The organism is Streptomyces anthophorae (assembly GCF_049310305.1).
Taxonomy (GTDB): Bacteria; Actinomycetota; Actinomycetes; order Streptomycetales; family Streptomycetaceae; genus Streptomyces.
The window spans coordinates 231,943-246,756 of sequence record NZ_JBLWQQ010000001.1; the positions used below are offsets into that span (position 1 = coordinate 231,943).

General features: G+C 71.9%; 13 protein-coding genes. 6 read left to right on the top strand and 7 right to left on the bottom strand.

The window, feature by feature from the left end; translation table 11 throughout:
- Positions 1-37: 37 nt before the first annotated feature.
- Both ACNYS0_RS00990 and ACNYS0_RS00995 read right to left on the bottom strand, forming a co-directional pair.
- Positions 38-1,663 carry an MDR family MFS transporter gene (locus tag ACNYS0_RS00990; protein WP_422470686.1) on the bottom strand — a complete coding sequence of 542 codons (1,626 nt, stop codon included), beginning with the start codon at positions 1,661-1,663 and terminating at the stop codon, positions 38-40.
- A gap of 167 nt (positions 1,664-1,830) precedes the next feature.
- Complete coding sequence (locus tag ACNYS0_RS00995; protein ID WP_422470687.1) at positions 1,831-2,466, bottom strand: TetR/AcrR family transcriptional regulator; 636 nt, start codon at positions 2,464-2,466, stop codon at positions 1,831-1,833.
- Positions 2,467-2,636: 170 nt separating this feature from the next.
- Between ACNYS0_RS00995 and ACNYS0_RS01000 the strand changes: the two genes are divergently transcribed.
- Positions 2,637-3,206 (top strand): DUF4232 domain-containing protein, encoded by a 570-nt coding sequence (locus ACNYS0_RS01000; protein ID WP_422470688.1) that lies wholly within the window; start codon positions 2,637-2,639, stop codon positions 3,204-3,206.
- A gap of 40 nt (positions 3,207-3,246) precedes the next feature.
- Here ACNYS0_RS01000 and ACNYS0_RS01005 read toward each other — a convergent pair whose 3' ends face one another.
- Together ACNYS0_RS01005 and ACNYS0_RS01010 are read right to left on the bottom strand one after the other, a co-directional pair.
- Complete coding sequence (locus tag ACNYS0_RS01005; RefSeq protein WP_422470689.1) at positions 3,247-3,519, bottom strand: DUF5133 domain-containing protein; 273 nt, start codon at positions 3,517-3,519, stop codon at positions 3,247-3,249.
- A 142-nt stretch (positions 3,520-3,661) separates the two neighbouring features.
- On the bottom strand, positions 3,662-4,378 hold the full coding sequence (locus ACNYS0_RS01010; RefSeq protein WP_422470690.1) for a PP2C family protein-serine/threonine phosphatase: 717 nt from the start codon (positions 4,376-4,378) through the stop codon (positions 3,662-3,664).
- A 283-nt stretch (positions 4,379-4,661) separates the two neighbouring features.
- Here ACNYS0_RS01010 and ACNYS0_RS01015 point away from each other — a divergent pair, with 283 nt between their 5' ends.
- A complete protein-coding gene (locus ACNYS0_RS01015) occupies positions 4,662-7,013 on the top strand; it encodes a helix-turn-helix transcriptional regulator (RefSeq protein ID WP_422470691.1) in 2,352 nt (783 codons plus the stop codon).
- 77 nt (positions 7,014-7,090) lie between these two features.
- Positions 7,091-8,830, top strand: a complete 1,740-nt coding sequence (locus ACNYS0_RS01020; protein ID WP_422470692.1) for a sensor histidine kinase — start codon at positions 7,091-7,093, stop codon at positions 8,828-8,830.
- 11 nt (positions 8,831-8,841) lie between these two features.
- Here ACNYS0_RS01020 and ACNYS0_RS01025 read toward each other — a convergent pair whose 3' ends face one another.
- The 3 genes from ACNYS0_RS01025 to ACNYS0_RS01035 form a co-directional block, all read right to left on the bottom strand.
- Positions 8,842-9,552: a response regulator gene (locus tag ACNYS0_RS01025; RefSeq protein WP_422470693.1), complete on the bottom strand. Its 711-nt coding sequence runs from the start codon at positions 9,550-9,552 to the stop codon at positions 8,842-8,844.
- Between the two features lie 129 nt (positions 9,553-9,681).
- A complete protein-coding gene (locus tag ACNYS0_RS01030; protein ID WP_422412088.1) occupies positions 9,682-10,140 on the bottom strand; it encodes a Crp/Fnr family transcriptional regulator in 459 nt (152 codons plus the stop codon).
- A gap of 283 nt (positions 10,141-10,423) precedes the next feature.
- Positions 10,424-11,011 carry an Rv1733c family protein gene (locus tag ACNYS0_RS01035; protein ID WP_422470694.1) on the bottom strand — a complete coding sequence of 196 codons (588 nt, stop codon included), beginning with the start codon at positions 11,009-11,011 and terminating at the stop codon, positions 10,424-10,426.
- A gap of 245 nt (positions 11,012-11,256) precedes the next feature.
- On the opposite strand from ACNYS0_RS01035, the gene ACNYS0_RS01040 reads away from it, so the two are divergent.
- The 3 genes from ACNYS0_RS01040 (at position 11,257) to ACNYS0_RS01050 (ending at position 14,797) form a co-directional block, all read left to right on the top strand.
- Positions 11,257-12,114, top strand: coding sequence for a universal stress protein (locus tag ACNYS0_RS01040; RefSeq protein WP_422470695.1), 858 nt, complete (start codon positions 11,257-11,259; stop codon positions 12,112-12,114).
- Positions 12,115-12,216: 102 nt separating this feature from the next.
- Positions 12,217-13,218 (top strand): LacI family DNA-binding transcriptional regulator, encoded by a 1,002-nt coding sequence (locus ACNYS0_RS01045; RefSeq protein WP_422470696.1) that lies wholly within the window; start codon positions 12,217-12,219, stop codon positions 13,216-13,218.
- A 184-nt stretch (positions 13,219-13,402) separates the two neighbouring features.
- Positions 13,403-14,797: an extracellular solute-binding protein gene (locus ACNYS0_RS01050; RefSeq protein ID WP_422470697.1), complete on the top strand. Its 1,395-nt coding sequence runs from the start codon at positions 13,403-13,405 to the stop codon at positions 14,795-14,797.
- Positions 14,798-14,814 lie beyond the last annotated feature (17 nt).

Consider the following 14,814-nt stretch of genomic DNA (forward strand, 5'->3'; position numbering starts at 1 on the left):
CGCGGCGGGGCACGGCTCTTTGCCCACGGGGACGCGGTCAGCCGACCGGCTCCGGCTCCTTGTCCGCAGCGGGGCCCGCGTTCTCCGCGTGCCAGTCGGCGTTGTCGGCGAGCGGCTTCTCCTTCAGGACGAAGGCGAGGACGAGACCGACCGTGAAGACGGGCAGCAGGTACAGGAAGATCGGGACGAGCGCTTCCTGGTAGGAGTTGACGACCGTGTCGCGCAGGTCGGCCGGCAGGGCGCGGACCAGCGCCGGGGTCAGCGAGTCGCTGTCGCCGACCTTGGCGGCGGCCTCGGCGGGGATGCGCGAGGCCAGTTGGTCGGTGAGTCGGCTCGCGAACACGGCGCCGACGACGGCCGTGCCGAGCGTCGCGCCGATCTCCCGGAAGAAGTTGTTCGCGGAGGTGGCGGTGCCGACCTCCGAGCCCGGGAAGTCGTTCTGCACGGCGAGCACGAGGGTCTGCATCATCAGGCCGACGCCCGCGCCCGCGAGACCGACGTACACGCACACCAGCCAGACCGGGTCGGACACGTCGAGCGTCGACATCAGGTACGCGGTGAGCATGATGATCGCGGTACCGGCGATCGGATAGACCTTGTACTTGCCGGTCTTGGACATGATCGCGCCGGACGGCAGGGCGGTGCCCATGATGCCGACGACCATCGGGATCAGCAGCAGCCCGGACTCGGTGGCCGACTTGCCGTAGACCATCTGAAGGTAGGTGGGCATGTAGCCGACGATCGCGAACATGCCGAGACCGATGACGATCATGCCGAGCAGGGTGGCGACGTTGAAGATCGGCGACCGGAACAGGTGCAGCGGGATCACCGGCTCCTTGGCGCGCTTCTCCGCGAGGAAGAACAGCACCCAGGCGACGACGGCGCCGATGCCGAGGCCGATGACCAGCGGGTCGGACCACTCGTACTGCGTGCCGCCCCACGAGGCGAACAGGACCGTGCACGTCACGGCGGCGGCCATCAGGATCGTGCCGAGGTAGTCGAGCGTGACCTGGACCGCCTTGCGCGGCAGCTTGATCGCGACGGCGGCGACGAAGAAGGCCAGGATGCCGAGCGGCAGGTTGATCCAGAACGCCCAGCGCCAGGAGTGCTCGTCGGTGAACCAGCCGCCGAGCAGCGGCCCGACGACGGAGGAGAGACCGAAGACGGCGCCCATCGGGGCCATGTACTTGGCGCGCTCACGCGGCGGCACCAGGTCGGCGATGATCGCCTGCGAGGTGATCATGAGGCCACCGCCGCCGAGGCCCTGGAGGGCGCGGCCCGCGATCAACGTGCCCATGTTCTGGGCGAGTCCGCAGACCACCGATCCCACCAGGAACAGGGCTATGCCCGCGAGAAAGATGTTCTTGCGGCCCATGAGGTCGCCGAGCTTGCCGTAGACCGGCATGCCGATGGTGGCGGCGAGGATGTACGCGGTGGTGATCCAGGCCATGTGCTCGATGCCGTTGAGCTCGCCGACGATGGTCGGCAGGGCGGTCGAGACGATGGTCTGGTCGAGCGCGCCGAGCAGCATGGTCAGCATCAGCGCGGCGAAGATCAGGCCGAAGTTGTGCGGCTTGACCGTGCTCTCGTCGGTCCCTTCGAGCCCGGCGGCCGCCGGGTCGGGGCCGGAGTCGATGCCCTCGGAAGCGGGGGCGTGCGTCATTGCGGTGTTCTCCGATGTGGTGTGCGGGTGGAGTGGTACAGGGCTGACCCGGCGGCGGGGAGAGCGGTTGCCGCGTACGGGGTGCTTCGGTGGTGCCGATGCGGGGAGAAGGGGGGAGGGGGATCCGGGGTGACCGCGAGGGGGAGGTGGTCACACGGGTGGCGCGCCTACTGCACGGCGGCCGGTCCCAGTAGCGAGCGCAGCGCGTCGAAGGCGTCGCGTACGCGCCCGGCCGGCCCGTCGTGATGGTCGCTCGACTGCTGCCAGCGCTTGATCCCGCTGCGCACGGTCGCCATGGCGACTCCCGCGAGCAGTTCGGCCTCCGCACCGTCGGGCGGGGTGCCGGTGCGCCGGGCGATGAGTCCGGCGAGGTCCCGCTCGACCGCCTCGCACTGGGCGAGGAACGTGGCGAGGACCGAGGGCACTCCTTCCGCGATGCGCAGCAGGTCCTCCAGTTCCTGCGGCTCGGGGACCGCTCCCTGGAGGTGGTCGGCGAGAATGTCGCCGAGGTCGCGCAGCACGGCGTCGGTCCCGCTCCCCTCGCCCTCGGCGAACCGGTCCGCGAGTGCGGGCGGAACGGTGCCGGGCAGGGCGAAGAGGGCGGCTTCCTTGCTGGGGAAGTAGTTGAAGAAGGTGCGCGGCGAGACGCCGACCTCCTTGCTGATCATCTCGACCGTGACCCGCGCGAAGCCGTGCTCGCGGGCCAGCCGGACCGTGGCCGCGTGCAGCTCGGTGCGCGTCTGGCGGCGCCTGCGCGCGCGCAGCCCCTCGGCGGGGGCGCTGGGCTGGTCGGAGACGGTCACGGGCGTGATTCTTGCACACTGTGCAAACCTTGCGCGTACTGCACCCCCCGCCCTGCGACGTGCCCCGGGTCACACTTTCGCGCTAGGGTCGTATGCCTGCATTTGCCGCTTTTCATTCGTTTGGCGGCAGTGAACGACCACGACGGACCACCACGGAATGGGGAATTCCGATGCGCGCTCGTCACGTCACGCGTCATGCCGCGGCGGCCACCGCCGCCGCCCTCGCCCTGACCGCACTCGCCGCCCCGACGGCGGGAGCGGCCGGCTCCGCCTCCCCCGCCGTGCTCGCGCGCTGCGGCGAGAACGATGTGACCGTGCGCGCCCAGCCCTCCGAGGACAACGCCGACATCCTGAGGCTGAGCGTGCGCAACGACACCTCGAAGGCCTGCCTCGTCGACCGCGTCCCGATGGTCACGTACGGAGAGCTGGACGGGGCGGCGCTGCCGCTGCCGATGGTGCCGCACGCCGGTCGCACGCTGGCCGCGCACGACACGGCGTACGCGGCGGTCCTGTCGGTGTCCGACGCGGAGGACGCCAAGGACGAGGCGCCCGCCGTCATGTACGTGACGGTCACGGTGGTGCCCGATCAGGAGGGCCGCAGCTTCCAGGCGCTGACCCTCGGCTCACCGACCGGCGTGCGGGTGTGGGAGCCGGTGACGACGCTGTGGCAGTCCTCGGCCGCGCAGGCCCGGCAGGTGCTGCTGGAGCAGACCACGGGCCGCGGCACGCTGGCGGTCTGACGCCCCGCGCGGCGCAAGGGGCGCTCGACGCGGGCCCGGCTCACGCTCGGGGGCGGTGGCGCCGCGCGTGCGGTGCCCTGCGCCGCCGTGCGGTGAGCATCGAATCGTCCCGCACGCGAGCGCCGGGCAGCCGGTGCCGGGCCGCGACGAGCGCCGCGTCCACGTCGCTCGTGCCGGTGGCCACGCAGAGGCTGTAGCCGATGTCGTCGAGCCGGCGGCGCGCGGCGGGTCCGCCTTCGTCGGCGTCGAGCGCGCTGAGCATGTCGTACTCGCGGATGAGGTCGGTCAACAGGGCGGGATGGGCGAGGAGCATGTTCCGCCACTCCCTTCCGTCGTCGTCTGTTGTCACACGGTCCGCACTCCGACTCCCCTGTCACCCGGGACGAAAACGGGTTCGGAGCAACAGATTTTCGAAAGCGCCGCGTCGCGACGGGCGGCGGCGGGCGGACGGACAGCTAGGAGGTCGCCGGCTCCAGCGCCAGCAGCGTGGCATCGTCCTGGAGGCGGCCTCCCGCGTGGTGCAGCAGGTCGACCGAGAGGGCCGCGGTGAACGGGGCGAGCGGCAGTGCGCTCAGCTCGGTGGCGCGCTCGGCGAGAGGGTAGAACTCACCGTCGGCGTCCCGGGCCTCGGTGGCGCCGTCGGTGTGCAGCAGCATGCGGTCCCAGGAGGCCGCGGATATCTGCTCCGCGCCGCACCAGCCGTGCGCGAGGTCGAGCAGGCCGAGCGGCGGCGCGGGCGCGGGCACGGCCGCCGGGACCGTCGCCCCGTCACGGATCAAAAGGGGCGGCGGGTGCCCGCAGCAGACCACCTCGGCCGAGCCGTCGGGGCCGACCGTCACCAGCGTGGCGGTGACGAACCGGTCGGGCTCCTCGGAGTGCGCGACCAGCGAGTGCAGCCGCACCGCGAGCACCTCCAACGTCCGCTGTACGCGGGCGAGCCGCTGCCAGGTACGCAGGACCGTGTCGGCCGTGCGGGACAGTTCGGCGCCCTTGCCCATCACGTCGCCGATGAGCAGTCGCGTCCCGTACGGCGTGTCGACGACGCCGTGCAGATCACCGCCCGCATCGCCGTCCGCCGCCGCCCCCGTACCTGCCGCCAGTCGCCGTGCGCTGACGCCGAGCGTGCCGAACGTCTCGGGCAGGGAAGTGGTCGGCGACGGACGAGCTGTCATAAGGGCCTTTCGGAAGGGGCCGGAGATCTCGGCTCCGGTTGTGCCGGTGGGGCGCTGCCCGGCCGGCGCGACAGCCGTGGCGTTCCCGGAAGTGTAGTCAGCCGGGCGCTCCGTGTGACGGTTTCCCCGAAGTGCGCGAGGAAATCGCGGGAGCGACGCCAACTACCCGTCCCTCCCTTCCCGTTCGGGTGGCCGTCCGGTGAAGAGGGCCCGCTCGGGCCCGGTTGGGCCTAGCCTGGCGACGGCAGTCGCCGCCCTCCGTACCGCACGAGGTGAGCCCCTCATGAACCCCAGTCCCACCCGGCGCACGCCGGGAGAACTGCCCGCAGAGACGACCAGTTTCGTCGGGCGGCGCCAGGAACTGGACCAGGTCGCGGACGTGCTGACGCGGGCCCGGCTGGTCACGCTCACGGGACCGGGCGGCGTCGGCAAGACCCGGGCCGCGGTGCGCGCGGCGCGCGACCTGCGCGGGAGGTATCCCGACGGCGTGCGGCTCGTGGAACTGTCCGCGCTGCGCGACCCGGCCCTCCTTGCGAACGCGGTCGCGGCGTCGCTCGACCTGCCGGAGCAGGCGGCGCGGCCCGCCATCGAGGTGATCGCCGACCATCTGGAGGACCGCGAGCTGCTGTTGCTGCTCGACACCTGCGAGCATCTGGTCGACGCGTGCGCGGTGCTCTGCGACGAACTGCTGCGCTCCGCGCCCCGGTTGCGGATCGTCGCCACCAGCAGGCAGCCGCTCGACGTACCCGGTGAGCACGTCCTGGCGATCGGCCCGCTGAGCATGCCGGATCCGGCGGGCGGCGCCGAGCGGGAGTGCGACGCGCTGGCCCTGTTCGCGGACCGCGCGTCCGCCGCGGTACCGGGGTTCACGGTGAGCGAGGACAACAGGGCGGACGTGCTGGCGCTGTGCCGCCGGCTCGACGGGATCCCCCTCGCCATCGAACTCGCGGTCTCCCGGCTGCGCGTGCTGTCCCTCGACGAGATGCTGGCGCGGCTCGACGACCGGTTCCGGCTGCTCACGGGAGGGCGCCGCACCTCGGTGCCGCGCCATCAGACGCTGCGTACGGCGATCGGCTGGAGCCACGATCTGTCCACGGCGGCGGAGCGGCTGCTGTGGGCCCGGCTGTCCGTGTTCGCGGGCGAGTTGAGCCTCCAGGCCGCCGAGGTGGTGTGCGCGGACGAGGACGTCCTGCCGGTCGAGGACGTGTTGACCTCGCTGATCGGCCTCGTGGAGAAGTCGGTCGTGGTGCGGGTCGAGACACCCGAGGGCACGCGCTACCGGATGCTCGACACCATCCGCGAGTACGGGCAGGAACAACTCGCCGTGCTCGGCGGCGAGGAGCGGGCTCGGCGCCGCCACCTCGAGTACTTCCTCGACGCGGCGCGCGCCTTCGACCAGGAGTGGACCGGGGACGCGCAGATCCCGCTGCTGCGGGCGCTGGTGCGGGACCAGGCCAATGTCCGCGTCGCCCTGGAGTACTGCCTGGCCACACCCCGGCTGCACTGCGACGGCCTCGACATGGCGACGTCGCTGTGGGGCTACTGGCACGCGACCGGGCTGCTCACCGAGGGCCGTTACTGGCTTCGCCGCACCCTGGACGGCTGCCGCGACGAGACGCCGCAGCGCGTCAAGGCGCTGTATCTGATCAGCTGGTACATGGACATCCAGGGGGAACGGGGCAAGAACGAGGCGCTGTTGAAGGAGGCCGAACAGGTCGCCGCGCGGATCGGCGACCGCGTGGGCGCCACATGGACGCTCGCCTTCCAGGCGCACCGGCGCTACTTCCTCGGTCAGATGGAGGGCTGCGCCGACGACTTCGACGAGGCGCGCGCCCGGATGACGACGCTCGGCGACGAGACCGGCCTGCTCATGCTGGGCTTCTACGCCGGATTCATGCTGATCGTCTCCGGCGACCACGAGAAGGGCATCGCCTGGTGCGACGACTCGCTCGCGCGCGGCGCCGCGCATCCGGGCGAGCAGTGGGCGCGCAGCTGGGCCCTGTGGGTCAAGAGCGTGGGCCTGTGGCTGAAGGGCGATCACGAGGCGTCCGTGGAGTGCGCCCGCGAGGGCATCCGCGGCAAGGCCGCGCTGCACGACCTGATGGGGCTCGCCCACTTCATGGAGGGCCTGGCCTGGCACGCGGCGGAGCTGCGCCGCTTCGAACGGGTCGCCGCGCTTCAGGGCGCGGCCGACGCGCTGTGGCGCCGGGCCGCGAAGGAGGCCAGGTTCGGCCTCCCCGCGCTGCACGAACTGCACGCGCACGCCGCGGACCTGGCCCGCGCGGTGCTCGGAGCGGACGGGTACCACCATTCGTTCGAGGAGGGCGCGGCGCTCCCGTTCGACGTCATGGTGGACCTGGCACTCGACGACGAGTCGGCGCCGTCCCCCGATGTGCCGCCGCAGCGCTCGGGTCCCACCGACGGACTGACGCCCCGTGAGCGCCAGGTGGCCGCTCTCGTCGGGGACGGGTGCACCAACCGGGAGATCGCGGCGAAGCTCGTGGTGTCGAAGCGGACGATCGACTCCCATGTGGAGCACATCCTCACCAAGCTCGGCTTCACCTCCCGTTCCCAGATCGCCGCGCTGCACGCCTCGCCCTCGGCGGACTCCCCCGTTCCACCCTCCGAGGTCTGACGAAGCAGGTCATGGGGGCGCGAACAGCCGCTACCTTGAGTACGAAACGACACCTCACCGAGGCCCACGGAGGCCGGATGGCCGAGGACGGTGCACGGGGGTCGGGCCCACTGCCGAGGTTGCGGCTCGACGAACTGCTCGAAGAACTCCAGGTACGCATCGGCGCGGTCCGCCGTACCCGGGACCGACTGCAAGGGCTGCTCGAGGCGGTCCTGTCCGTGGGCCAGGAGCTGGATCTGTCCCAGGTGCTGCGGCGGATCGTCGAGGTCGCGGTGGTCCTGGTGGACGCCGAGTACGGGGCGCTCGGGGTGATCGGCGAGGACCGGCGCAAGCTGTCGCAGTTCCTGCCGGTGGGGATCAGCGACGAGCTGCGCGCGGAGATCGGCGATCTGCCCTCGGGGCACGGGCTGCTGGGCGAGCTGATCCGGCACCCGGAGCCCCTGCGGCTCTCGGAACTCGCCGATCACCCCGCGTCCGCGGGTTTCCCGCCGCACCACCCTCCGATGCACACGTTCGTCGGGGTGCCGATCCGGCTCCGCGACGGCGTGTTCGGGAATCTGTACCTGACGCAGAAGCGCGGCGGCGGCGACTTCGACGACGAGGACGTGGCGGTGCTTCAGACACTCGGCGCCGCGGCGGGCGTGGCGATCGAGAACGCGCGCCTGTACGAGGAGGTCCGGCTGCGCGAGCGCTGGCTCCAGCTGAGCGCCGAGTTCACCGGGAGCCTGCTGTCGGGCGCCGACGAGGCCGAGGTTCTGCGCCTCATGGTGGACCGGGCGCGGGAGATCACCGCGGCGGATCTCGGGGTGGTGGCGCTGCTCGTCCCCGGCGACCACCGGCTGCACGAGATGCTGGCGCTCGGCGAGCGCGCCCACGCGCACAGCGATGTGACGCTGCCGCGCGAGGGGACCTTCGCCGGTGCGGCGCTCGCCGCCGGCGATCTGGTCACGTCGGACGACATCCGCAAGGATCCGCGGATCACCTATCAGCCGGGCCGCTGGGACGGTCTCGGGCCGGCGGTAGCGGTCCCGATCGGCACGTCGGAGGGCGTGCGCGGGGTGCTGATGCTGGCCCGCCGGGCAGAGCACGCCCCGTTCTCGGCGGCCGAGTTGATACCGCTGAGCGGGTTCGCGGGGCAGGCGGCCCTCGCCCTTGAGCTCGCGGACCGGCGGCGGGACGCGGAGCAGATGAGCCTGCTCGAGGACCGGGACCGGATCGCCCGCGACCTCCACGACCTCGCGATCCAGCGGCTGTTCGCGACCGGCATGACGTTGCAGAGCGCGCAGCGCTTCGTGCAGCACCCGGAGGCGGCTGAGCGGCTGCTGCGGGCCGTGGACGACCTGGACACCACCATCAAGATCATCCGCTCGACGATCTTCGGGCTGCGCGAGCGCGGCGCCCCTCCGACCGGCTCCGGACTGCGGGTGCGGGTCGTACGGGCGGTTGAGGACGCGGCCCAAGTCCTGGGTTTCACGCCGTCGTTGCGCATGGAGGGCCTGATCGACGCGGATGTGCCGGCGTCCTGCGCCGACGACGCGCTGGCCGTGCTCGGCGAGGCGCTCACGAACGTGGCCCGGCACGCGCACGCGTCCTCCGCCGATGTGGCCCTCGTGGTGCGCGGCGGCGCGCTGACGCTGACCGTCACGGACAACGGCGTGGGGATCACCGCGGATTCGGACCGGCACCGCAGCGGTCTCGCCAATCTCGCGGCCCGCGCCGTCCGGCGCGGCGGGGTGCTGACGGCCACGGCGCGGGACAGCGGCGGCACCCTCCTGGAGTGGACGGTGCCGCTCACCTCATCGCCGCAGGGCGCGTGAGCCGGTCGCGGTCACGGCCGGTACCTGTCCTGCGGCAGCTTCGTCGCGATCACGGCGGCCTGGATCCGGCGCTCCACGCCCAACTTGGCGAGCAGCCGGGAGATGTTGTTCTTCACCGTCTTCTCCGACAGGAAGAGCCGCGCCCCGATCTGCCGGTTGGTGAGCCCCTCCCCCACCAGCGCGAGGATGTCCCGCTCCCGTTCGGTCAGTTCGACGCCCTCGGCCAGCGGCGCCCCCGCGGTGTCGGGCTCGGCAGGAGCGCCCTGCTCCGGGCCGCGCAGGCTGCGCATCAGCCGGGCCGTCGTCGCCGGGTCGAGCATGGACTCGCCCGCGGCGACGGTGCGCACCGCGGACACCAGGTCGGAGCCCTTGATCTGTTTCAGTACGTAGCCGCCCGCGCCGGCCATGATGGCGTCGAGCAGCGCGTCGTCGTCGTCGAACGACGTCAGCATCAGACAGCTCACGTCCGGGATGAGGACCCGCAGTTCGCGGCAGATCGTGATGCCGTCGCCGTCCGGGAGGCGCACGTCGAGCACGGCCACGTCGGGGCGGAGCGCGGGGCCGCGGGCGATCGCCTGCGCGGCGGTGGCGGCCTCGCCGACGACGGACATGTCGGGCTCGGCGCCGAGGAGGTCGCGCAGGCCGCGTCGCACCACTTCGTGGTCGTCGAGCAGCAGGATGCGTATGGGCCGGTCCGCTGAGAAAGTACGTGGCTGTGACATACGGCCCCCTCGGATGTGGTGTTTCCCAGACGGATGGGTGCGAGCCCGTCTAGATCCTGGGGCCGGACGGACTGATCCGCCAGGGCCGAACGGTACCGTTCACCAGGCCCTGGCGGCCCGTCGTCGGTGCTACGCGGCCCCCGATCCATAGGGGGCGTAGAGGTCGAGCAGCCGGGTGCGGGTGACGCTGAGCCGGTGGGCGAGCACTCCACCCACCCACTGGGCCACGAACGAGCCGAGGCCGGGGTCGGAGGCGCACAGGAGACGCACCGTGAAGGCGTCGAACTCGTGGGCCCTGACCCGGGTCTCCGCCCGTGCTCCGAGCTGCCACACATAGGGCGGGAACAGCCATGACCAGCCGATGAGTTCGCCGTGGCCGAGGTACTCGACGACGGGGGCGTGCCGGCCCGGCACCCGCATGTCGAGGGCGACGGTGCCGCTGCGCAGGAGCCAGAAGCGGTCGGCGCGGGAGCCCTCGTCGAAGAGCCGGGTGCCTTCCGGGAAGCTCACGTCGCGGGCGAAGCGCATCAGCCGGCCGCGGTACTCCTCGGGCAGGGTCTGACTCATCCGCGGTGCCGTTGTGGTCATGAGCGGCCTCCTTCAGGGGCTCGGGCGACGGCCGGCAGCGCTTCCCTTCGGGGGCGCCGCCGGGGGCCCTGCTGTCGACGGAGCAGGGCCCCCGGCTGCGTCTCGCGTCTTCCGGACGGCGTCCTTGCGATACCTCGACGATGCCGGGTCCGCGCCCGCGGGGGCAGGGGCCGAACGGCTCCGGTGGCGGGCCCTGTCGGCTCTGCCGGTGGGCCCGTCGGGTCCCTGAGCAGGCGCTCCGTGCCGCCGCCCGACTCCCGTCCGGCGCAGCGGAGGCCAGGGCCTACGCGTGCCGCCGGCTCCACTCGGGCCCCACCCGGCGCCAGTCGCGCTCCCATGCCGCGATCCTGCGGTGGTCGAGGACCCGGCGCAGGAGACAGCGGGCGAGCAGGGCGAGGGTCGCGGTGGTGGCGGTGACCAGGAAGGCTGCGGTGAGCGCGCGGGCCCAGACGGCCTCGGAGCCCCAGGGCTCGGTGGTGACCCGGCCCTGCCGGTCGAGCCAGACGGCGGCGTGATCGCCCCGCTCCAGACCCGCGGAGACGGGTGCCTTCGCCACGACGGTGCCCCGTCCGGCCTCGGTCCAGCGGACCTTGACCGGGTAGGTGACCGTGTTCTGCACGCCGCTCTGGGACGGCACGTAGTCCGGGGCGTTCTCGACCAGTGTGGCCCGCACCTCCTGGCGCTGCGCCGCCTGGGCGCGGGCGTGCCCGGCCGCGTCCGCATGGGTCGCCCAGCCGGCCGCGACGCCCGCGACGGGCGCCACCAGGAGGGCGAGGAGTCCGAGCAGCAGCGCCGCCCAGCCCTCGACCGCGTCCGACCCGCGCCGCAGGGGGTTGCCCTTGGCTTGCCTGAACTTCTTGCAGGTCGTCATCGTCACCTCCCTGCCAGGGTAGAACCACGCTCGCGCTCCCGGGCATCCCGGCACAGGGGCCGAACGGCCCCTCGCCAAGGGCCGGTTCGCCTCTCCCTGCGCAGGTCGGGCCGGTGAGAGGGTCCCTGACGCCGGGGCCCGCGAGCACCCGATCCGGCCGTGCTCCACACGAGTGAGCACCGCCTGGCGTGGAACCCGCGTCGGAGGCACACCATCCGCGTCATCGTCACGGAGAGGTTCCCGTCATGACCAGTTGTCGTGTACTCAGCGTCGGGACGGACGCTTCACGTGAGAGCGTGCACGCCGCGGACTGGGCGGCCCGCGAGGCACTCCGCCGCCGCCTGCCGCTGCGGCTCGTGCAGGCGGCGGGCAGGGAGCGTCCCGCACCCCGGCTGCCGGACGTCGATCTGCCGGACCGCGGCGTCCTCGACGTCGTCGCGCTGCGGCTGTCCTACGCCCATCCCGCCCTCGAGATCATCGCCCGGCGCCGCGCCGAGCAGCCGGTGGACGCGCTCCTCGACGCGGCAGCGGAGTCGGAGACCCTGGTGCTCGGCTCACGTGGATTCACCGGCTACTCGGGGTTCCTCGTCGGCTCGGTCGCCCTCGCCGTCACGGCACGCGCCACGCGTCCGGTAGTCCTGGTGCGGGCCGGCGGGCTCCCTCAGGACGAGCGGGAGGGGCCCGACTTCCACCCCGTGGTGGTGGGGCTCGACGTGACGGCACCCGCCGACGAAGTCCTCTCGTACGCCTTCGAGGCCGCGGCCCTGCGCGACGCCCCGCTGCACGTGCTGCACGCCTGGACGCTGCCGCCGCTGCGCGGCAACCGGCCGGACGGGGCGATGCCGGGCGACGCCGCACGCCAGGAGGAGCGACTGCGCCGGGCCCTCACGGACGCGGTGCGGACCTGGCGCACGAAGTACCCGGAGGTACGGGTCGAGGAGCGGCTCCTGTACGGGCAGCCGGGCCACCATCTCCTCAAGGCGGCCACGACGGCGAGCCTGACCGTGGTGGGCCGGCGGACCGACGCGTCCCACCTGGGCTGCACCGCTCACTCGGTCGTGCACCATGTGACCAGCCCGGTCGCGGTCGTTCCGCACAGCTGACAGCGCAGCCGACCGGGCACCTCCTGCCGCGCCGGCCGTGGCCTCGGTGAATGTCTCCATCACGCAAACGGGACGCAATTTCTTGCGCTAATCTTGCGTTCCATGACGCGCAGACTTGCTCAAGTGGCGAAAAAGGTCGGGGTCAGCGAGGCCACGGTCAGCCGGGTGCTCAACAACAAGCCCGGCGTCTCGGAGGCGACGCGCCAGTCGGTGCTCACCGCGCTCGACGTCCTCGGCTACGAGCGGCCGACGCAACTGCGCGGCGAACGGGCCCGTCTGGTCGGCCTGGTGCTGCCCGAGCTCCAGAACCCGATCTTCCCCGCGTTCGCGGAAGTGATCGGCGGCGCGCTCGCCCAGCAGGGCCTCACGCCGGTGCTGTGCACCCAGACCAAGGGCGGCGTCTCGGAGGCCGACTACGTGGAGCTGCTACTCCAACAGCAGGTCTCCGGCGTGGTGTTCGCGGGCGGACTGTTCGCGCAGGGCGACGCCGAGCACGGCCACTACCAGCGGCTCGCCGAGCGCCAGGTGCCGGTGGTACTCGTCAACGCCGCCATCGAACGGCTCGGCTTCCCGTGCGTGGCGTGCGACGACGCGGTCGCGGTGGAGCAGGCCTGGCGACACCTGTCCTCGCTGGGCCACGAGCGCATCGGCCTGGTGCTCGGCCCCGACGACCACATGCCTTCGCAGCGCAAACTCGCCGCCGCCCGGGCCATGGAGGGAAGGCTCCCGGGCTCGGCGGTCGAGCGGGCGATGTTCTCCCTGGAGGGCGGGCACGCCGCGGCGGCCCGGCTCATCTCCCGCGGCATCACCGGCATCATCTGCGCGAGCGACCCCCTGGCGCTCGGCGCGGTGCGGGCCGCCCGCCGCGCGGGACTGACCGTGCCGGGCGACATCTCGGTGGTCGGCTACGACGACTCGGCGTTCATGAACTGCACCGAGCCGCCGCTGACCACGGTGCGCCAGCCGATCGAGTCGATGGGGCGGGCCGCGGTCGAGCTGCTCGTCGCGCAGATCCAGGGCGGCACGGTGCCACCGGGTGAGCTGCTGTTCGAGCCCGAACTGGTGGTGCGCGGCTCCACGGCGCCGCCGCCCCCGGCCTCGTAGGAGGCGCCTCAACTCCCCCGACAAACCCGCCTGTTCATTTTTTGCGGAATACGCGCGACATCTTGCGCCCATCGGTTGGCGGTGCTTGAGTGTGGCTCGCTCCGGCGCCCCGGTCCCACCGACCCGGGTGCCGCGGCCTCCACGTTCCTGCCTGCACAGGCTCAGGCCCTGAGGGGACCCACCGATGAGAAGCACTTCCGTGAAGGTTGTCGTCACCGCGTTCGCACTGGCCTCGCTCACGGCCTGTGGCACCAGCAGCAGCTCGGACGACGGCGAGGGCGCGGGCGGCGCCGGCTCGAAGGCCGACATGAGCGCCCCGCTCGACCCGAAGACCAAGGTCTCGCTGACCATCGACTGCATGCCGCCGAAGGCGAAGGCGGCCGAGCGGCGGCAGTGGAACGAGGACGTCAAGACGTTCAACGAGAAGTATCCGAACGTGACGATCAACGGGAAGTCGACGGCGGGCCAGTGCGAGGAGCCGGCCCGGTTCACCGCCGCGCTCAAGGCGAAGTCCCAGCCGGACGTCTTCTACACGTACTTCACCGACCTCCAGCAGGTGCTCGACAACGACGGCGCCGAGGACATCACGCCGTACGTCACCAAGAAGACCGTCCCGGCGCTCGGCTCCATCGACCCGAACGTGCTGAGCGCCCTGAAGCAGGACAACAAGCTCTACGGCCTGCCGACCAGCAACTACACGATGGGCCTGCTCATCAACCGCAAGCTGTTCAAGAAGGCCGGACTCGACCCGGACACGCCGCCGACGACGTGGGCCGAGGTCCGCACGGCCGCGAAGAAGATCGCCGGGCTCGGGAGCGGCATCTCCGGATACGGCGAGTACAGCGCGGAGAACACCGGCGGCTGGCACTTCACGGCGACGATGTACGGGCTCGGCGGCGACGTCGTCTCCTCCGACGGCACGAAGGCCGCGTTCAACGACGCGACCGGAAAGCAGGTCGCCCAGCAGCTGCACGACATGCGCTGGAAGGACGAGAGCATGGGCAAGACGCAGCTGCTCAAGTGGGGCGACCTTCAAAAGCAGATCGCTTCGGACAAGCTCGGCATGTTCCTCGCCGCGCCCGACGACGTGACGTACATGGTGCAGCAACTGGGTGCCGACTACGACAACTTCGGGATGGGCCCGATCCCCGGCGGCAAGGCCACGCTCTTCGGCGGCAACGACTACATGATCAAGAAGGGCTCCTCGCCCGACAAGATCAAGGCCGCGATCGCCTGGCTGAACTTCAAGACGCTCACCCCGGGCAAGGGCCAGTTCGACTGGGCCAGGACCAAGGAGGACAAGCTTCCCGTCGGCCTGCCGCAGCCCAACTTCTTCACCGGCGCCGTCAAGGCGGACGACCTCCAGTCGCGGACGAACAACGCCACCATGCCCGTACGCAACTTCGAGCCGTTCATGGCGAACCCGGTCCGCGGCAAGGCGGAACCGCCGAAGGCGCAGGAGGTCTACAAGGTCCTCGACAACGTCATGTCGGGCGTCCTGACCAACGAGAACGCCGACGTCGACAAGCTGCTGTCCACCGCGGAGCAGCAGGTCAACCAGGTGCTGGCCAACCAGTAAGCCGTCCAGCCGCCACC